This is a genomic window from Haloarcula amylolytica JCM 13557 (assembly GCF_000336615.1).
Classification (GTDB): Archaea; Halobacteriota; Halobacteria; order Halobacteriales; family Haloarculaceae; genus Haloarcula; species Haloarcula amylolytica.
On sequence record NZ_AOLW01000035.1, the window covers coordinates 165585 to 184096 of the forward strand.

Genomic DNA, 18512 nt, shown 5'->3' on the forward strand with positions numbered 1-18512 from the left:
ATCGGAGTATATATTCTGAGATTTGGGTCCGCAACTTTATGAACCGAAATTAGGTAGATTCGATATTGTGCCAGAGATGTCGAGTATTGCTGTGCTGCATGTCGATGATGAACCGAATTTTTTAGATGTAGCAACCGAAATACTCGAACAGCAATCCAGTAAACTCAACGTTATAACTGCCGCAAGTGCTGCTGAAGCGCTCGACTGCCTTGCTACAACTCGCGTTGACTGTCTTATCAGCGACTACCGAATGCCCGGGAAAGACGGTATTGAACTCCTCAAAGCTGTCCGTGAGGAGTTCCCTGATCTCCCGTTTATCCTCTTCACCGGGGAGGGAAGCGAAGCGGTCGCTAGCGACGCCATCGCCGCCGGTGCAACCGATTATCTCCGGAAAGGGCACGGTACGGAACGATACGAACTCCTCGCAAACCGTATCGAAAACGCCGTCGAACAGTACCGCACCAATCAGCGTGCTGCTGAACTTGAGCGGGTTCGCGCGCTCGTCAGTAGCATCGACCAGGCGCTCATCCGAGCGAGTTCGCTATCGGAAATCAAAACCCGTGTCTGTGAGATCATTAGCGACTCCGAACCCTACCGTCATTCGTCTTTAGCGAACACCACGGATAATATTCAAAATTAGAATCATAACTAGTAGTATTTGCAAGGCCGAATCTGTCAGCCGAGACGCTGTGCCTCGTGGAATCAGCCGATACAGAACGCTGCAAGGTTGTGTTTTCGGCGTGTTGATGGGGTCTACGAGTGAAATTCGACCGAAAATCACGGTCTGATAGTATTACTATGAGTATTATCTAAAGACAAATGACCCTACCGTTTCGCATGGATCGGCGAGCGGGATCCTGACACAGACCGAATCGAGCCACAGGCCTGGGCCGGCGTCGAGGACGAGTCCCTCGATACTATTGTTGTCACTGCGGACGACTCCCCCACCGGACGAGGTCCCGCGGGCACGGCCGTTCGAGAACGACGTATTGCGACGTCACAGAATATTCAAGATGATCCGGCGTTCGAGGTCTGGCGAGAGGAGGCACTCGACCGCGGCTATCGAAGCACCGCTGCGGTTCCGCTGGAATACAATAGCACTCTGTACGGTCTCCTGTGCGTCTATTCGTCCCGTTCGTTTGCCTTTAGTGAGGACGAACAGGCGTTACTCGACGAACTCGGGGATAGCATCTCGCACGCCATGCACTCGCTGAAGATTCGAGACGAACTGCGTGCAGAGCGGACCTTTATCGACCAGGCACTCGATTCACTTACCGACATATTCTACGTGCTCGATTCTGCGGGCAAAATCCAGCGCTGTAATGAACAATTCGCAACGGTGTCCGGACACACTGACGAGCAAATCACGAATCTCGACGCGAGCAGTCTTTTTCCGGAAGACGAACGGGACGCAGTCGCCGAGGCAATCGAGGAGGCGCTCACAACGGGGCACTCAACCATCGAAGCGGACTTCCTTACTGGATCGGGGAAGCGTATTCCCCACGAGTTCACCGGTGACCGCTTGACTGATCAGGACGGTAACCTGATAGGGCTTGTCGGTACCGGTCGAAATATATCCGAACGGAAAAAGCGTGAACGGGAACTGCAGGATCAAAAAGAACAGCTAGAGCAGTTTGCCGCTACTGTCAGCCACGACCTGCGGAACCCGCTAAACGTCATCCGAGGTCGGCTGGATCTCGTTCAGGAAACGCATTCGAGCGATCACCTTGCTGTGATCGAGACAGCGACTGAACGGATGGAACGCATTGTAGAGGACCTCCTCTGGCTAGCGCGGGAGCAACGGGAAATCGGGTCACTGGAACCTGTTGCCATCGAAGCCGCCGCAGAGGCGGCGTGGCAGCTTGTATCTGATCCGGCAGATGAGGCCGAACTGCACTGCGATTGCGAGGCCGATACCCAGCCACTGATAAAAGCGGATACCGACCAATTCCAGCACCTGCTGGAAAATCTGTTCAGGAATACGATCAATCACGCTGGCCTGGATGTCACTGTCGTTGTCGGCGGTATCTTCGATGACACCAACGGATTCTACATCGAAGACGACGGCCCCGGAATCCCCGTCGAGGACCGCGAAAAGGTGTTTGAGGCTGGCTACTCGACTTCCGAATCGGGGACTGGTCTGGGCCTCAACATCGTCAGACGAGTCGCTGACGCACATGGCTGGGATATTCGCGTAACCGAGAGCTCGATGGGTGGGACACGATTTGAGATTACTGGCCTCGAAATCATCGAATGACTCACTGTTTCGAATCGGCACCGGGCTCCTTGCAGTCTGGACGACTCCCATCGACTATGTCTCTTGCCTCGGTAAAGCTGGATCTGGTTTATTACTTCACGCCCAATGATGCTGAGACGATTTGCCTTCGGGTTATTTGGAATCTGGAAAACCACAGGAATTAGCACAGATGCAAGTATCCAATCGCATATGTCCTCCAGTCCCTCCCGACAAAGCTGGATACACCCCGAGTACGTCGCGACCGTAGTCGGTGTCCTCGCTACCGCCGCATTAGTGTTCTATAGCGCAATCGCTCAATCCGGTCCGACAGTCGAGGAAATCATATTCGTAGTGCTTACGATCACAGTGCCGACTACTGCTGCATACGAACTCGCTCGTCGATGGCAGTGAGTGTCCCTGATACTGTCGATTGTAACTATTTCAAGATATTCGCCACCCCGAGGTGGCGAAATGCTTCACAGACTTACAGCCGACAGTATGAATGCCAGCCCGACTAGCAGTGGGTTACCTGTCGGGTCCGATCTGTACTTGACCCCACGACACATGGGCAGTGGGTAGTTTCCGTCGTGTGATCTCCGTTAACACGGCCAGTGCCGTGGTCCTCCGCAACGCCACAGCCAGCAACCGCCGGTCGCTATCGGTGATTGTAACGGCTCCTCCCTGGCTGTGTGTGGGGTATCGTCCACCTCTCGATGCCGCGATTGCGGAAGCTCAGTCATCGCAGAGCTAATGAAATGGGATAAAACGTCACAACGATTTTTTATACCAAGTACATGCCATTCGATAGGGTTCTGGTCCCCGCATCCGCTCCCCCATTGAATCCGATCACGTTCGTCAAACGGTCCGGGTCTAGAACCCGTCGTCGTGGTTGACGACTCCAAATGGTGCCGTTGCACGCCACTCCCCCCGGCTGCCCACCATTCCTTTGCTGCTGGAACGCAGATGTGTCTCGCGCGTGGTTGAATAGTTAGTGAGAAATGAGTGGCTTGCGATAAAACCAACAGACTGCGTGGGGATTTCACAAACGCTTTATATACACTCGTATCGGTGCTAGGTGGGTTCTGGGCCCTGTCCAATCGCGTTGGATTCGCCCACACGATTGCTTCGGGCTGGAATCCGTTGTCGAAACCGACGACTTCCAATGGTACGTTGCACCCCATTTCTCCCACCCCCATAGCAACGTACCATTCTTTCGTGTGATTGACTGAGTTGTGCGTCCCGTGGACGACTGTATTGCGTGGAATTCCCACTCTGTTAGGAGTTACCACAAAAATATGCTGAACGGCGCATTACACCGACACGGGTTCTGGTCCCCGTTTTGGGCCCTTCCTCCTTTGAGCCACTTCCCCCAACCCATACCTCGGGTCCAGAACCCACCGTGCCTCTGACTGCAGTGGGTGGCACACAAGGTGCCCATTGCCACCCGCCGTCAGCTTTCCCGCAGGAGCCCAAAACCCGTTTGGCCGTACTTGCGTACGAAAGCGTGAAACTGCTATCTCTGTCGTGGCCGCTACCGATGGTAGGTAACTGCTCGCAGAAGCGTGTGCCGCGTCAGTCAGCGCACTGTTTCAGCACCGCTGAGCAGGTGGTGACAGCCTCAACAGGAACGTCCCGCTCGTCAGTTGCGTACCCACGATTACTGTTTTTGAGCAGCGACAGCAACGGTGCAACACGTTACTCCGTCACTGTGAGTCGGTACCTCCGCTCGATTCGGCGAGGATGTCGGCGAGTTCATCGCGGTCGAACAGCTGTTCGCCCTCGGGAATGGCCGGGAGCTCGCCGGCGGTGATCTCGCCCGGCCACTCCCCGAACTCGTCGGGATAGAGCTGTTTTCCAAGCATCTCCGTCTGGAAGAGATTGATGATCGGGCCCTGATAGGCTGACCCGCCGACGTACAGTTCGTCCTCCTGGACGGCGGTGAGTTCCTGCCCTAGCGAACTGTCGCGCATCCCCTCGACCGTCTTTCTCAGCGCATCCTCGCCGTTCCAGTCGCGGTAATTGATGCCGAAGTGGAACACCAGCACGTCGGGATCGATGTCGAGGAGCGCCTCGTAGTCGACCTGAATCCCGGACTGACCACCGTACTCGCCCTCGAACGCGTCGACAACGCCGAGATCTCTGTACTGTTTTTTCCCGTATGCCTTGTCGATCTCAGTTCTGGGGTTGTAGGCACGGAAGAACCCCTCGTTGCCGGGGTTTATCTGTGCGTTGAGCAATCCGACGGTCGGACGGTCGGACACCGGCGGAACGCGCGACCGCATCTCCTGTAGGGCCTGCTCGTAGAGAGTGTTGATAGCAGCGGCTGTCTCGGACTTTCCGAGCAGTGCCCCGTACCTGCTGACGAATTCGGGGATATCGTAGTAGGGATAGGACTCACCACCGGGCCAGGTGGGCCAGTCGTCGCCGCGCTTGCGGCGGCTGGCGTTCCCAAAGAACGGCCCAATCGAATCGTTGATTTCGGAGATATCGCCCTCGTCAGCACCGTAGTACGAAATGAACCGGTTCGGGTCAGTAGCGAACAGGTCCGGGTCGAGTTCGTAGAGCACCTCCGTTCGGAGCGACCAGTCGTCTGTCCGGACCAACTCCAGTGAGTCGGGATCAGGTACGTCTACGCCGGGAAGCTGGTCGTAAAACCCGGTAAACCAGAACTGGTTCCCTTCGGCGGCGATGAGTTTGTCGGCCTCCCCCAGTGCAGTCAGGATGTCCTCCTCGAATCCCCACCCGCCGACGATAGTTTCCGGGCTCGACTCGAGTCTGAGTTCGCCGACCGGTGCCATCGTCCCTGAAAAAGACCGGTCGGGTCCTGCCTTGGTTTCCCCCGACTCGGTGGCCTCACTCGAAACCCCAGAACAACCCGCGAGCGAGCCAGCGGTCAGCAGCGTGGCCCCGTACTTTACGCACTCTCTCCGCGTCGGCCACGTTTCGTCCGGATCTGTCTTCGCCATGGATTTTAGCCCAGCCTAAAGTAACAAATAGCCTTCGATTTTTAGCCCGGCCTAAAAACCACAGCAACCGAGCCACGCGGAACGAGTCATGGCCGCGCACCCGGTGGGGCATCTCTAATCCGAGTTGCTTTTGTGCTAGGAGGGGCTCGATTAGCGGGGTATGAACGACTTACGCACTGGATTGAGTTACGGCGACGTTCTTCTCGTCCCGAAGCGGTCACCGGTCGACAGTCGGAGCGACATCGACCTCTCGACACCCCTTACTCCGACCGTTGAACTGAACACACCGCTCGTCTCCGCCGCGATGGACACCGTCACGGAGACAGACCTGGCAATCGAACTCGCGCGTTCGGGCGGGTTCGGGGTCCTGCACCGGTTCCTTACGCCCGAAGAACAGGCCGAGCAGGTAAAGCAGGTGAAAGCAGCGGACGAACAGGTCGGTGCGGCCGTCGGCATCAACGAAGATTACGTCGCACGGAGCGCTTCCGTGATTGGGGCCGGTGTCGATGCGCTCGTCGTCGACGTGGCCCACGGTCACCTCGACCGGACGCTCGATGCCGTCGAAACCCTCGCCGACGAATTCCCCGACACCGACATCATCGCCGGCAACGTCGCGACGCCCGCGGGCGTCGAAGACCTCGCCGCCGCCGGGGCCGACTGTGTCAAAGTCGGCATCGGGCCCGGATCACACTGCACCACCCGGAAAGTGGCGGGTGCCGGCGTCCCCCAGCTAACCGCCGTCGATGACTGTGCCACAGCCGCCGAGGACCTCGACGTCACTATCTGCGCGGACGGCGGGATTCGCACGTCCGGTGACGCGGTGAAGGCTTTGATGGCCGGGGCAGATACCGTGATGCTCGGGAGCCTCTTTGCCGGCACGGAGGAGGCCCCTGGTGCGGTCGTCGAAGTCGATGGCACGCGGTACAAGCGATCACGAGGGATGGCGACCACCGCCGCGGCCGAGGACCGTGATGACAAACAGAACAACGTCAGCGCCGACGAAGGAGTCGAAGCGCTGACACCGTACAAAGGCTCTGTCGGTGCCGTGGCCGAGGAGTTCTGTGCCGGCATCCGTTCCGGGCTCTCCTACTGTGGCGGGCACACCATCGCTGCGGCCCGCGACAAGGCGGAGTTCATCCGTGTCGCCCAGAGCGCGAAAGAACGCGAGGGGTTCCACACAGACCACGACTGGGAAGGGGTCAACGTGGAGAGTGAAGCGACGCAGGTCCGCGACGCCGGCACCGAAGCAACTGTCGACAGCGACGACTGAACTGATAGCAACGACTGGACAGGCTAGCTGCCTATCGAGGGCATCAAAAAGAGACGGTAAATCACTCCGTATCGCGTTCGAGTGTCGCCCGTCGCTGTTCGTATTCCTCGTCAGTCAGCTCTCCGCGGGCGTAGGCGAGCTTGAGTTCTTCGAACGCTTGGTCCGTGTCATTCTCACTGCCGACTACGGCCCTGTAAACGAGGTAACCACCGCCGATAATGGCGGCTAGGAACAGGAGTCGCATCACGATTCCGACGACGAACATCCAGCCCGGCATCGTTCCGCCGCCCCACATTCCACTGCCCCACATACCGCCCATCATCGGCCCGAACCCCATCATCCCGAAGCCCATGAAGACCATCGGAACGATGACAAAGGCACCAATGATGAGGAGCAGGATCGTGACCAGCCGTGTGTCGTCCGTAGTTTCAGGCATATATGTTCACTCCGTGGGTTCGCCTCTACTGTTACGTACGTGGTCATAGTTCAATGCGGTTGCGCCTTAGATTCATATGAATTCGCACCCCTATATTTTTTGTTTCCACAGCTGAAGCCGGCTATAGGAACGATATCTTAAGGGAAACTGCAAAAGACGACCCCTACGATAGTACCGTTATGCAGGCCACGATGATCGACGGGGTGGTTGAAGCCCTCCGTATCGGTGTCGGATTCCTCTGGACAGCCGCGTGGGCGATCATCATGGGCCTCACGATTACGAGTCTCGTTCAGGTCTACGTCTCGAAAGAGCGAATGGCAGACGTGCTGGGCGACGGTGATCTGGCCGGCCTCACCAAAGCGACCGCGTTCGGGGCAGCGAGCAGTGGGTGCAGTTTCGGGGCCGTCGCCATCGGGAAGGGGTTGTTCAAGAAAGGTGCTCACGCGGTGAACTTCCTGGCGTTCATGTTCGCGTCGACGAACCTCATCGTCGAACTCGGGTTGATGATACTGATTCTGCTGGGCTGGGAGTTCCTCGTCGCCGAACTGCTCGGCGGCCTCATCCTCATCGCTGTCATGGCCGTCATCGTCCACTTCACACTCCCCGAGACCCTGTTCGACGAAGTGCGTACGACGCTCAACGAGCGTGACCGAGCGTCGGGCGCAACTGAGGACCCCACATGCGGGATGGAGGGCACAGACGAGTACACACTCACGACCGACGGCGGGGAGACGCTGCAGTTCTGCTCGGAGGGCTGTATGGAGACCTACCTGCAGACCACGTCCAGTCGCGGCGGGTGGCGCGAGGAGTTACTGTCCTGGGGCGGCTGGTACAAGATCGGGAACCAGTACCGCAAGGAGTGGTCGATGATCTGGAAGGACGTCATCGCGGGCTTTCTCGTCTCCGGGTTCGTCATCGTCTTCGTCCCGCAGTGGGTGTGGAACACGCTGTTCGTCCAGGGTGATGGCCTGCTCGTAACCGCCGAGAACGCGATCATGGGCGTCGCCATCGCCGTCGTCAGCTTCGTCGGCAGTATGGGTAACGTCCCCTTCGCCGTCGCACTCTGGGGCGGCGGCATCAGCTTCGCCGGCGTCATCGCGTTCGTCTACGCCGACCTCATCACGATCCCCGTGTTGAACGTCTACCGGAAGTACTACGGCTGGAAAGTCATGCTGTACATCCTCGGTGTCTTCTTCGTGACGATGGCGTTCACCGGCTTCCTCATGGAACTGCTGTTCGACGCCTTCGGCATCGTCCCGGATCTGGCCGGCGGGGAGACGGCGACCGAACAGACGTACTTCGAACTCAACTACACGTTTTACCTCAACCTCGTCGCGTTCGCGCTCTCCGGGTTTCTCCTGTACGTGTACCGCCGCGGCCTCGGTTCGCCCGGGCAGTACCGCGACCCGGTGTGTGGGATGCGGACCGACGAGGCGAAATCGAGCGCGTCCCACGAGGGGACGACGTATTATTTCTGCTCACAGACCTGCAGAGACGCCTTCGATTCGAACCCGGGCGCGTACGCCACCGGACACCCGATGGTGATGGAGGGACACGACCACTGACGGCTGTTTCGTCACAGCCGCCAACACCTGCTTCGGCGACGGCCAGTGTGTACACAGCAGTACCTTTAGACAGAAGTTGCGAGGCCTGGCTGTGTGGCGGATTTGAATTGCTGTCTTTAGGACCGCGACTACCCAGATTTAACCGTATTGTTGACCGTGTTACTCGTCGCCCCCGTCAGCTGCGGGGAGGTCGTCGTCTGTCTCCCCAGCACTCTGCAACAGGAGATCCGTACCGGCTGCGGCGACCATACCAACGCCAACCGCGCGCAACTGCCGGCGATACGCTGGCTTCACCTGCAACTCGGACGCATTGTCGAAGTTCTTCCCGATCATGGCTTTGATGAATTTGACACTTATCTGCGGGAAGAGCGCAGTCACGACGCCGTGGAAAAGTACGACTGCTGCACTGAGTTTGCGACTGTTTCGACTATCCAACATACGATTACCTACCCATCCGACAAGAATGACTATTGCGACTAATCCACCGCATTGAGAAACGTAGAAACTGTTTTATTGGTGAGTAGAGCGCGTCGACAACGCTTCACATGCCGTTCGAATTGGCCACCTGTACGACCGGTCTCCCACTGGTTCTACCCTGCCTTTCGCACTGTCACCGCCGAATGCTTGTACTCGGGAATCTCGGCGACGGGGTCGAGCGCATCGCCGGTCAGGGCGTTTGCGAGCGGGTCCAGATAGTGGAACGTACAGAACACGACCCCGGGTCGAATGGCCGCCGTCACGGCCGCCGGCACTGTCACGCTGCCGCGTTCGCTCTCGACGACGACAGTATCGCCGTCCTCGATATTCCGAGCGGCGGCATCGTCCGGGTGGATTTCGAGGACGTCTTCCCCGCGCATCCGCATGAGTGTCTCCGACCGCCGAGTGAGCGCGCCGCTGTTGAAGTGCTGGAGTGCGCGCCCGGTCGTGAGAACGAGTTGTTTCTCGGCAACGGCATCGGCCGGTGGCGACGGCGAGACTGGGACCAGCGGAGCGGTTTGCTCGCCAGAGGCGAACGTCTCCGTATGGAGCACGTCGGTGCCGGAATCGGCGTCCGCCGGGAACGGCCACCGCTGGTAGCTGTCACTGATACCGTCGTAACTCATGCCGGCGTACAGTGGGTTGACCCGCGCCAGCTCCTCGAACACCGCTTCCGGGCCGTCGTAGTCGAACGCATCCGACTGGCCGACCAGCCGCCGGCCGAGGTCCGTGAGGATATCTAGATCACGGCGGGCGTTCCCGGGCAGGTCAGCGTTCGGTCGCATCCGCATCACTCGCCGGTCCGTGTTGGTCACGGTCCCCGCTTTCTCCGCCCAACTGCTCCCCGGAAGCACGACGTCGGCGTGGTCGACGGTCGCCGTTTCGAAGAGGTCGATGACGACACAGAAATCGAGCTCGTCGAAACCGGCCCTGACAGAACTGGCGTTCGGTTCCGTGACGGCCGGGTTCTCGCCGAACACGACCGCAGCCTTGACGGCGTCACCGAACTGGTGTGTCGCAGTGGTCTCCGTCAGGCCGGGTTCGTTCGGCGGCTCGACGCCCCACTCGTCGGCGACACGCTGTCGGGCTTCCGGGTCGGTGACGGGTTCGTAGCCGGGGAGCACGTTGGGAAGCGCGCCGACGTCGCCGGCTCCCTGGACGTTGTTCTGGCCGCGGAGCGGGTTCACGCCGGTGCCCGGCCGTCCGACGTTCCCGGTCAGCAGCGCGAGGTTCAACAGCGCGTGCACGTTGTCGGTCCCGGACGTGTGCTGGCTCATCCCCATTCCGGTGACGATTGCCGCTGTATCGGCCTCGGCGTATGCTCGGGCCGCCTCCCGGACGCTTTCCGGTGCAACACCGGCTGCGTCGGCACCCGATTCGATGTCGGCATCGTCGAGATGTGCTGTCAGATCTGTATAGCCAGTCGTTCGCTCCTTGATGAACGACTCGTCGACGAGTCCCTCCTCGAGAACGACTTTGGCCATCGAATTGAGGAGCTGGATGTCGTATCCGGGACGGACGTCGAGGTGGATGTCGGCGGCGTCGGTCGTGTCCGTCTCGCGCGGGTCGATATGGATGAGTGTGGCTCCGTTGCGAATCGCCGGCAAGAAGTACGACCGGAAAATGACGGGATGCTGTTCGGCTGGATTCGCACCGGTGACGAGTAGACAGTCGGTTTCGGCCAGGTCATCGAGCGTGTTCGTCATCGCCCCGGCACCGAGGCGCTCGCTCATCGCGGCGACCGTCGAGGAATGACAGAGGCGAGCGCAGTTGTCGACGTTGTTGGTGCCGAGCATCCGGGCAATCTTCTGGAAGACGTAGTTCTCCTCGTTCGTACAGTTCGATGACGCGAAGAACTCGACGGCGTCTGGCCCGTGCTGGTCGATGATTTCCGAGAGTTCAGCAGCGACGCGACTCAGGGCAGTTTCCCAGGGAGCAGTGACGAAGTGACCGCCCTCACGGACAAGCGGCTCCGTCAGCCGGTCCTCATGCGCAACTACGTCGAATGCGGCCACGCCTTTCGGACAGACCTCACCACTCGTATTCACCGGCCCCGCTGTTCCGGTTGCTTTGCCGTTGCCCGCGTACTCTATCGTACAGCCGACGCCACAGTAGGGACAGACTGTCTGCTCGGCCCGGGAGTTTTGATCCTGACTGTCACTCATTACTCTTTCGAACAAACGGAACGCAGATACAAGTAGCCGACCGGTAAAACCTGTGCGGGTTTATAGAGATTCGAGGCGAATACACCCGCCTTCCCGTGAGGGACGAGTGTTCCGACCGCTAGTCGGAACCGAGGACCGAACAGGCGGGTGATGAAGCCGACACTCCGATGGTCAACCCGCCGGCTACACCACGTTTGGATATTCAACGCTAACCACAACATTTACAATTTAGACTGTTATAACCGCTTATAGAGCCGTTCCAAACGATGCTGGAAGTTCACCGCACCCACCAAGCGAAAATCTGCAACCACTCACAGGTTGCAGAGTCGCTCGACCGGCATGGGTGGAGTGCCAGCAAACTCTGGAACGTCGCCAACTATCACGCCCGCAACGTCTGGGACGAAACCGGCGAGATTCCCGACCATGAAGACTTGAAACGCGAGTTGAAAGACCACACCAAATACAATGGGCTGCATAGCCAGTCCAGTCAGCGAGTTCTTGAGGAGCTTGCTGAAAGCTTTCACTCGTGGTATCAGAAACGCAAGTCCGATGACCGTGCGAACCCGCCGGGCTACCGCAAACGCAACTACTACGACCAAGACGGCAACCGTGTTCACGAAGAACACCCGCGTTCCACCGTGACATGGAAGCAGAACGGGTTCAAGCACGACAAGAAACACAACAAGATTCGCCTGTCGAAAGGCGCGAATCACAAAGAACACCCGAAAGCGTGGGAGTATATGCTGGTCGAATACGAAACCCGGCCTGACGCGACTGTTGAGAACGTCCAACAGGTGCGTGCCGTCTACAACCGTGCGAAAGGTCAGTGGGAGCTTCACATCGTCTGCAAAGACGAGATTGAACCCCCAGACGCTCCCGGTGATGAAACCGCTGGCATCGACCTCGGCATCTGCAATTTCGCCGCCGTTGCCTACAGTACCGAAGAAGCCGACCTGTATCCGGGCAACCGTCTGAAACAAGACGGGTACTACTTCCCGAAAGAAATCGCCAAGTGCGACGACTCAGGCGGCAAGCGAGCAACCCGACTCCATGCGAAATGGAGTGAACGCCGCACCCACTTCTTCCACAGTCTCGCCAAGCACATCGTTGAGCGGTGTGTTGAGAAACAGGTTGGCCGAATCAATGTTGGTGACTTGGAAGGAGTGCGTGAAGACGGCGATGGCGAGGCGAAAAACTGGGGTCGGCACGGCAACCTCGACTTGCACGGCTGGGCGTTCGACCGCCTCACTTCGATTCTCACGTACAAGGCGAAAGTGGAAGGTATCGAAGTGAACGAAGTGGACGAACGCGATACCAGTAAGACGTGTTGCGTGTGCGGGAAAACAGATGAGAATCAGCGTGTTGAACGTGGTCTGTACGTGTGCGAGGAACACGATGATGCGTTCAACGCGGATGTGAATGGGGCGGAGAACATCCGTCTCGAGATAAACAGCGACGATGAAAGTAACTCCGAGTCTTCCGGGCAGTTGTCCGGGGATAGGTGTACCGGCTGGTTGGCACAGCCTTCAGTCTACCTGTACGACCTCTCCTGCGGATTCCAACCGCAGACAGAGGTGGTGGACTGTAGATCTTAATATCCCCACGCTTGGGATTCCTCCGCGTTCACGCGGAGGAGGATGTCAATAGTGTGTCAATAACCTCCGTTTTGGAACAGTGCTAGACCCGTTTTCGGGCTGTCGCGGCTGACCGTGCTTGCGGGTGCGCCGCCAGTTTCGAGAGGCGCACCAAACACTGTAATGGGACATCGGTCGTAGGGCCGGTAGATGCGACCAGCCCTGACGACCGTGCAAGTCTTCGCGCTACTCGCGGTAGTCCTCTGCTCACTGGTTTTCGCCGCGTCGTTCGCTGTCGATATCAGCAGCGCCCGACCTGAACCAGTACCGTTCGATAACACCGTCCAACGTGGGATCACGATGGCCGACGAACAGATCGCACGGAACCAGAGCATTAGCGTCCCGAAAGTAGAGGTCTTCTACTCGCAGTACCGCTACGTCGTCGGCTACGTCGGCCTCGACCAGGCTGTGACCGCGCTCACGGAACCGGGGCACGAGCAGCAGTTCGGCTATCCGCTCGCGGTGTACGTTTCCGACTACAGTGACAGGCCGGTCAGGTGTGGTGACGACGATTACCTCCGGACCGCCACACCGCCGGACTGGGTCGAAGCCAATCAGGCCCACTACGTCGTCGATGGGTCGGCGAGGGTCCCGTCCGGTCCGGCGGTTGTGCCGTTCGCCGACCGTGACGACGCCGCGGCGTTTGCCGACAAATGTGGCGGACGAACCATCGACTGGGAGACCCTCAAGACCCAGTCGTTCGACCTCGAACAAGCGGGGGCGATCCGAAACCAGGTCGGTCCGCGGCGGAACGATGCGGATGCCAGTGTGCAGGCGGCGCGAGAACGCCGAAACCGGCCTGTTTCGGCCGAAGTCGGAACCGATGCTCAGACGATACAGGGAGCCGTCGACGCGGCACCGCCGAACACGACGGTCGTTGTCCCAGCTGGCACCTACGACGAGCGGGTGACGATAGACAAGCCGCTCACCCTCAGCGGTCCCGGGGCGACGCTCGACGGCGGCGGGAACGGGACGGTCGTGACAGTGACTTCCGACCGGGTCGGTGTCACCGGGTTCGACATCGTCGGCGTCGGCAACACGACGGTCGGCGACCCCACGAACGCCAGCGATAGCGCCTGGGACGCAACCGTGACGACCGCCTACGGCAACAGCGATGCCGCCGTTACCGGTCGAAACGCGTCCGGACTGTACGTCGCGAACCTCAGCGTCGAAACGCCCGCTAGCGGCGTCGTTCTGCGGCGGACACCCGGTGCGGTTGTCGAGAACGTCACGGTCAACGGGACGGCAGACTGGCAAGACGGGTTCATGGGCGTCATCGGGATGCACGGGCCGATTGTCGTGCAGGATTCGGTCTTCAACGGTGGGCGTGACGGCGTGTACCTCCACCGGGCCGACGGGACCGCTGTCCGGAACAACACGTTCAGGGACAATCGCTTCGGCGTCCACCTGATGTACACCTCCCGGTCGCTCGTTGCGGACAACGTCGCCCGGGGGGAGGAGTACGCCGGCGTCGTCGTCATGACGAACCCCGTGGCGAACGCCATCGTCGGGAACGACGTGCGCCACTCCGGCAGCGGCGTCATGTTAGCCGGCTCCCGGAGCTATATTGCGCACAACGTGGTAGTCGACACCGACCAAGCGATGTCGACAAACGCCGCCCGGTCCCTGTACGAGCACAACGTCCTCTACGGAAACGACATCGGTGTGCGGGCGTCGACAGTCGTCCCGTCGAACATCGTCACCGAGAACGACTTCATCGCCAACGACCGTCACGCGGTCTCGGGACCGGGGCCGCTACGCGTGTACACGCACGAAGGCAGGGGGAACTACTGGAGCGGTGCGTACGACCTCACTGGGGGGGCTGGCCCGGTGTTGGTCCAGTCCTACTCGCCTACCGACTCCGTCGACCGTCGCCTCCACCAGACCGACGCTGCGGTCGTCCTCAGGTCGGCACCGAGTGTCCGGGGTCTCCGGGCGCTCCGCGGAACCACGCCCGGCTTCCGGCGGGGAAGCATCGTCGACAGGGCACCCCTGACAGACCCTGCTAACCCCGAGGCCGTCAGGCATCTTCGAAACGAGACCTCGATGGAGGGGGCAGCATGACTGGCGAGACGTACCTCACGGCGGACGAGGTCACGAAGAAGTACGGCGACGTGACAGCCGTTTCAGAGGTGTCACTCGACGTGCCGTCCGACGCCGTGACCGGGTTCATCGGCCCGAACGGGTCCGGGAAATCGACGCTCCTGCGCGTGCTTCTGGGCGTCGAGCGACCGACCAGCGGCACCGTCTCGTACAGCGGGCCTGAGGCCGAACGCCAGCTGGGCTACCTGCCACAGCGGCCGACCTTCCGGCCGGGCTTTAGCGTCCGGGAGACCGCCGCGTTCTACGCGGACCTCGTCGACGACGACCCGGACCGGCTCCTGGAACGTGTCGGCCTCGAAGAAGTGGCCGGCCGTCCCGTGTCCGGGCTCTCCGGGGGGATGACGCGCCTCCTGGGAATCGCACAGGCACTGGCCGGTGACCCACCCATCGTGATGCTCGACGAACCGGCAAGCGGTCTCGACCCGGCGATGAGTCGGCTGATATTCGATATCATTGAATCGATTGCCGACGCCGGTCGCGCCGTGGTTCTCTGCTCACACGAACTACCGCTAGTCGAGGCGACGGCCGACCGACTCGTAGTGCTCGAATCCGGCCGCCTCGTTCGGACCGGGTCGGTCGAATCCCTGCGGGAACAGACCGGGGGGCCGCTCCACGAGACGTTCACGGCGCTTCTGGATCAGGACAGAGCTGCTATCGCCGCTCCGGGGGGTGAGCAGTCATGATGAACGGAAACCGATTCTGGACGGTCTTCGTGCGAGAGGTCCGGAGTGCGGTCAGGACACGCACCTATCTCGTGCTCGGACTGGTCACGGGGATTGTCCTGTTCGGCCTCGCCTACGCCGGGGGCGGCCCCGCTGGCGGCTACGTTCCAACCGTCGTCGATACGCTCGTCGCCGTCGAAGTACTCGTGCCGACGCTTGCCTTCGCGGTCGGCTATCGCGCGATAGCCGACCCCGCCGTCCGGGGTGAACTCGATATCCTCGACACCTACCCGCTCTCGACGTGGTCGTACGTCGGGGGGGTGTACGCGGGTCGTGCCCTCCTGTTGCTCACCATTGTCGTCGTCCCGCTGCTGGCGCTGGGCGTCAACGTGGCGACGACCGCGGGACCGGAGACAACGGTGTTTGCGAGCCATCGCGGCGTCGACTCGCCGTTCCTGTTCATCCGGTTCGTGGCGTTGACGGTCCTGTACGCGCTCACGTCCCTGACTATCGCGTTCCTGCTGTCGGCGCTCGCCCGAAGCCGGGGCCGAGCACTCGTGCTCGCACTCGCCGGGCTGCTTGTCCTCACCGTCGGCAGTGACCTCGCGGTGTTTGCAGCGCTCGACACCGGCGTCACGACGGGCACACTCGGCGGCGCGCTCGCCATGACTCCGGCGGGCGCGTATCGCGGACTCGTGTTCGATCAGGTCCTGTACGTCGCTGTTCCGGGCCGGTCAGCGTTCGTCCCGACGTGGGTCGCCGCCCTCTCGCTCCTGTTCTGGTGGGGACTCACGTTCGTAGGGGCGATGCTTGCGACGGATGCGGCCTGATTTCAGCCGTCGTCCGTTGCGGCCGCGAGTCCGCCGTCGACCAGCCGCGTGAACCGGTCGATGAGACGGTCCGTGAGCGATGGACGGACTGCAGCGAGCAGCCGCCGTGTCTCGTCAGGGTCGGTCAGGGCCACGACGACACGCCCCCGTTCGCCGTACGACTTTTCGAGTATCCCCGCGTCGGCCAGTGTCGAAACGTGCCAGGAAACCGTACTCCGGGCGACTCCCAGCCGGTCGGTCAGTTCGTCTGCCGACAGGGACTCTGCTTCAAGCAGATGCAGGAGAAGCGTCCGCGCAGTTTCGCGCCGGGCAAACGCGAGTACACGTCGCTCCCAGGGATCGTACTCCCGGCTGTAATAGTGCGTCTTGCCCTGAATCTCCTCGGCGACGACGTCGCCGGTGCGGCGTAGTTTCCGCAGGTGATACTGTGCCTGCCCAGTCGCGATATCGAGATCTGCCGCAAGCGCGTTGAAATGGACTCCCGGTTTGGACTCGACGTGGGAACGCACTTGCTCAGTAACCGTGGACATAGTCTTCAGTACGGCTTTCCAGCCACCGGGACAACAGGGTATCGGACGTTCTCACTGCGCGGGAACCCGCTTACATCCCGCCCACCAGTTCTCGCGTTATGTCCTCGGCAGGGAGGGTCTGGCCGCCGTACTCCTCGGCGAACGACTCGGCGTCCGCGCTGTCGCTGAACGGGACGATGGCGGTCCCCATCGACCCCTCTATCTCCGAATTCGCGACGACTGTGAGCTCTTCAGTCGAAGCGAACGCCTCTGACTCCAAGTGCCGGGAGATGATGGTCTTGCCCCTATCAGTCCGGACATCGTAGTCGGTTGCACTGTAGTCGGTCAGGAACGTCTCCGCGGGCGTCCACCCCGACTGTTCTTTGGCGAACCGGTGGCGATACGTGCAGGTCGTACTGCAGAACCGTGCTGGCGGGTCGTGCCCCTCGGGCGTGTTGTCCTGATAGTACGTTTGGCCGACTGGACCCGGGTGCTGGTCGATGACCATCCCACACTGGTCACAGTTCTGTCCGCTCTCGATGGCGACCGGTTTCATCTCTTCACTGGTCCCCAGACACCCCGAGAGCGACACGACTGTCGCGGTCCCGACGATGAAGTGCCGGCGTGTCAGGGCTGGTGCATAGTCAGACATACTAGATAGTACACTAGACGACACCAAATGGTTCGTGGTGCGAGCGTCGAAACGCCGGTCAGTCGGGGACGCTCGGCGGCGCGACCGAATAGATCGCACTCAGCACCAGCAGCGCGATGAGGAAGTCGAACCCGTGTTCGGTGAGGTGATGTACTACCATCGGGACAGCCCCGAGTACAGTCCCGATGCCGACCACGGACCGAAGGACCAGCAACCCGATAGCGACAGTCAACAGAACGTACGGCCGCGACCGGCGTCGGTGTGTACTGGCCGCCGCGACGAAAAACAGCGCCAGCGTTCCGAGCGTAGCGAGTCCCAGCACGGCGATCAACATTGCGGATTGACCGGGACTAATCCAGTCAGCCGTCGGTTGGAGCATCGCTCAGATCATAGATCAGACGGTGACACTGGAATCGGTTTCGGTCGCAGTCGTTGCTGCGCCTGACTCTTACGCCGAGGTGAGTGCTCTGAGACAGTTCCGCCGGTGTATGCCCGTTTGAAAGGGTCTCTGTGTCACTCTCTCAGGTAGCCACCAGCACCGGTCGTCCCGCGTTCTGGACGACTCGGTCGGTCACGCTTCCCATTTGACCAGTTTTCGTGTGAGAATGGCCGTGGTATCCGAGCACGATCAGGTCAGCGTCGACCTCGTCGGCGTAACTGATGATCTCCACGTACGGTTTCCCGTGACAGCAGCGAGTGGTGACCTCGACGCCGAGCGCGTCACCTCTCTCGGCGACCTCTGCGAGTTCATCGTTCCCCCATTCCTCGATTTCGATGGTCTCCAGTTCCATACTACTGAGGGCTGGCTCGGCGTGTCGGTCCGTATCGACAACAAAGACGGCGTGAAGCTCGGCACCGTGTTGCTCGGCCTGTTCGAGCGCGTGTGTCGCTGCGCGGTTCGCGTCAGCACTGCCGTCGGTCGCGACCACAATCGTGTCGTACATACTAAAAGAATGCACCGCTTCCTATTTCAATCCGCTGACCATTATCACAAGCTAATAATCTAT

General features: G+C 60.3%; 16 protein-coding genes and 1 pseudogene. 9 read left to right on the forward strand and 8 right to left on the reverse strand.

The genetic code is table 11. The features are described from left to right. Window positions 1-76: 76 nt before the first annotated feature. From C442_RS21030 to C442_RS14685, 3 genes and pseudogenes are all read left to right on the forward strand, one after another. A complete protein-coding gene (locus tag C442_RS21030) occupies window positions 77-640 on the forward strand; it encodes a response regulator (RefSeq protein WP_080504320.1) in 564 nt (187 codons plus the stop codon). 201 nt (window positions 641-841) lie between these two features. Continuing rightward, window positions 842-1195 (forward strand): annotated as a pseudogene (locus tag C442_RS22655) (GAF domain-containing protein); the annotation flags it as partial. Window positions 1196-1201: 6 nt separating this feature from the next. After that, entirely contained in the window at window positions 1202-2257 is a 1056-nt protein-coding gene (locus C442_RS14685) for a two-component system sensor histidine kinase NtrB (RefSeq protein ID WP_239642309.1), read from the forward strand. A gap of 1682 nt (window positions 2258-3939) precedes the next feature. Here the strand turns inward: C442_RS14685 and C442_RS14690 are convergent. Next, complete coding sequence (locus tag C442_RS14690) at window positions 3940-5202, reverse strand: ABC transporter substrate-binding protein (RefSeq protein ID WP_152418472.1); 1263 nt, start codon at window positions 5200-5202, stop codon at window positions 3940-3942. 160 nt (window positions 5203-5362) lie between these two features. Between C442_RS14690 and C442_RS14695 the strand changes: the two genes are divergently transcribed. Further along, a complete protein-coding gene (locus tag C442_RS14695) occupies window positions 5363-6472 on the forward strand; it encodes a guanosine monophosphate reductase (RefSeq protein WP_008311776.1) in 1110 nt (369 codons plus the stop codon). Window positions 6473-6533: 61 nt separating this feature from the next. On the opposite strand, the gene C442_RS14700 is transcribed toward C442_RS14695, so the two are convergent. Then, on the reverse strand, window positions 6534-6908 hold the full coding sequence (locus tag C442_RS14700) for an SHOCT domain-containing protein (RefSeq protein WP_008311777.1): 375 nt from the start codon (window positions 6906-6908) through the stop codon (window positions 6534-6536). A 179-nt stretch (window positions 6909-7087) separates the two neighbouring features. On the opposite strand from C442_RS14700, the gene C442_RS14705 reads away from it, so the two are divergent. Continuing rightward, window positions 7088-8473: a permease gene (locus tag C442_RS14705; RefSeq protein ID WP_008311779.1), complete on the forward strand. Its 1386-nt coding sequence runs from the start codon at window positions 7088-7090 to the stop codon at window positions 8471-8473. Window positions 8474-8632: 159 nt separating this feature from the next. On the opposite strand, the gene C442_RS14710 is transcribed toward C442_RS14705, so the two are convergent. After that, the gene (locus tag C442_RS14710; RefSeq protein ID WP_008311780.1) at window positions 8633-8911 is read right to left on the reverse strand and encodes a hypothetical protein; all 279 of its coding nucleotides are present in this window, start codon (window positions 8909-8911) and stop codon (window positions 8633-8635) included. A 152-nt stretch (window positions 8912-9063) separates the two neighbouring features. Continuing rightward, window positions 9064-11115 carry a formate dehydrogenase subunit alpha gene (gene fdhF / locus C442_RS14715; protein WP_008311781.1) on the reverse strand — a complete coding sequence of 684 codons (2052 nt, stop codon included), beginning with the start codon at window positions 11113-11115 and terminating at the stop codon, window positions 9064-9066. Between the two features lie 266 nt (window positions 11116-11381). Here fdhF and C442_RS14720 point away from each other — a divergent pair, with 266 nt between their 5' ends. From C442_RS14720 to C442_RS14735, 4 genes are all read left to right on the forward strand, one after another. After that, window positions 11382-12710 (forward strand): RNA-guided endonuclease InsQ/TnpB family protein, encoded by a 1329-nt coding sequence (locus tag C442_RS14720; RefSeq protein ID WP_008311782.1) that lies wholly within the window; start codon window positions 11382-11384, stop codon window positions 12708-12710. A gap of 189 nt (window positions 12711-12899) precedes the next feature. Next, window positions 12900-14813 (forward strand): NosD domain-containing protein, encoded by a 1914-nt coding sequence (locus tag C442_RS14725; RefSeq protein WP_008311783.1) that lies wholly within the window; start codon window positions 12900-12902, stop codon window positions 14811-14813. Beyond that, window positions 14810-15535 (forward strand): ABC transporter ATP-binding protein, encoded by a 726-nt coding sequence (locus C442_RS14730; RefSeq protein ID WP_008311784.1) that lies wholly within the window; start codon window positions 14810-14812, stop codon window positions 15533-15535. The genes C442_RS14725 and C442_RS14730 overlap by 4 nt, the downstream gene beginning before the upstream one ends. Continuing rightward, a complete protein-coding gene (locus C442_RS14735; RefSeq protein WP_049943020.1) occupies window positions 15532-16344 on the forward strand; it encodes an ABC transporter permease subunit in 813 nt (270 codons plus the stop codon). Before C442_RS14730 ends, C442_RS14735 begins: the two co-directional genes overlap by 4 nt. Before the next feature lie 2 nt (window positions 16345-16346). Here C442_RS14735 and C442_RS14740 read toward each other — a convergent pair whose 3' ends face one another. The 4 genes from C442_RS14740 to C442_RS14755 form a co-directional block, all read right to left on the reverse strand. Continuing rightward, window positions 16347-16874 carry a winged helix-turn-helix transcriptional regulator gene (locus tag C442_RS14740; protein WP_008311786.1) on the reverse strand — a complete coding sequence of 176 codons (528 nt, stop codon included), beginning with the start codon at window positions 16872-16874 and terminating at the stop codon, window positions 16347-16349. Between the two features lie 70 nt (window positions 16875-16944). Next, on the reverse strand, window positions 16945-17505 hold the full coding sequence (locus C442_RS14745) for a nitrous oxide reductase accessory protein NosL (RefSeq protein WP_008311788.1): 561 nt from the start codon (window positions 17503-17505) through the stop codon (window positions 16945-16947). Window positions 17506-17563: 58 nt separating this feature from the next. Further along, window positions 17564-17839, reverse strand: a complete 276-nt coding sequence (locus C442_RS14750) for a DUF7471 family protein (RefSeq protein WP_004595131.1) — start codon at window positions 17837-17839, stop codon at window positions 17564-17566. Between the two features lie 187 nt (window positions 17840-18026). Next, window positions 18027-18449 (reverse strand): universal stress protein, encoded by a 423-nt coding sequence (locus C442_RS14755; RefSeq protein WP_008311793.1) that lies wholly within the window; start codon window positions 18447-18449, stop codon window positions 18027-18029. Window positions 18450-18512: the final 63 nt, after the last annotated feature.

What these genes read in the sequence shown, in the direction of transcription:
- C442_RS14720 (WP_008311782.1), top strand. Translation starts at nt 11,382, where the DNA reads ATGCTGGAAGTTCACCGCACCCACCAAGCGAAAATCTGCAACCACTCA.
- C442_RS14725 (WP_008311783.1), top strand. Translation starts at nt 12,900, where the DNA reads ATGCGACCAGCCCTGACGACCGTGCAAGTCTTCGCGCTACTCGCGGTA.
- C442_RS14740 (WP_008311786.1), bottom strand. Translation starts at nt 16,874, where the DNA reads ATGTCCACGGTTACTGAGCAAGTGCGTTCCCACGTCGAGTCCAAACCG.
- C442_RS14690 (WP_152418472.1), bottom strand. Translation starts at nt 5,202, where the DNA reads ATGGCGAAGACAGATCCGGACGAAACGTGGCCGACGCGGAGAGAGTGC.
- C442_RS14685 (WP_239642309.1), top strand. Translation starts at nt 1,202, where the DNA reads ATGCACTCGCTGAAGATTCGAGACGAACTGCGTGCAGAGCGGACCTTT.
- C442_RS21030 (WP_080504320.1), top strand. Translation starts at nt 77, where the DNA reads ATGTCGAGTATTGCTGTGCTGCATGTCGATGATGAACCGAATTTTTTA.
- C442_RS14745 (WP_008311788.1), bottom strand. Translation starts at nt 17,505, where the DNA reads ATGTCTGACTATGCACCAGCCCTGACACGCCGGCACTTCATCGTCGGG.
- C442_RS14755 (WP_008311793.1), bottom strand. Translation starts at nt 18,449, where the DNA reads ATGTACGACACGATTGTGGTCGCGACCGACGGCAGTGCTGACGCGAAC.
- fdhF (WP_008311781.1), bottom strand. Translation starts at nt 11,115, where the DNA reads ATGAGTGACAGTCAGGATCAAAACTCCCGGGCCGAGCAGACAGTCTGT.
- C442_RS14735 (WP_049943020.1), top strand. Translation starts at nt 15,532, where the DNA reads ATGATGAACGGAAACCGATTCTGGACGGTCTTCGTGCGAGAGGTCCGG.
- C442_RS14695 (WP_008311776.1), top strand. Translation starts at nt 5,363, where the DNA reads ATGAACGACTTACGCACTGGATTGAGTTACGGCGACGTTCTTCTCGTC.
- C442_RS14750 (WP_004595131.1), bottom strand. Translation starts at nt 17,839, where the DNA reads ATGTTGATCGCCGTGCTGGGACTCGCTACGCTCGGAACGCTGGCGCTG.
- C442_RS14710 (WP_008311780.1), bottom strand. Translation starts at nt 8,911, where the DNA reads ATGTTGGATAGTCGAAACAGTCGCAAACTCAGTGCAGCAGTCGTACTT.
- C442_RS14700 (WP_008311777.1), bottom strand. Translation starts at nt 6,908, where the DNA reads ATGCCTGAAACTACGGACGACACACGGCTGGTCACGATCCTGCTCCTC.
- C442_RS14705 (WP_008311779.1), top strand. Translation starts at nt 7,088, where the DNA reads ATGCAGGCCACGATGATCGACGGGGTGGTTGAAGCCCTCCGTATCGGT.
- C442_RS14730 (WP_008311784.1), top strand. Translation starts at nt 14,810, where the DNA reads ATGACTGGCGAGACGTACCTCACGGCGGACGAGGTCACGAAGAAGTAC.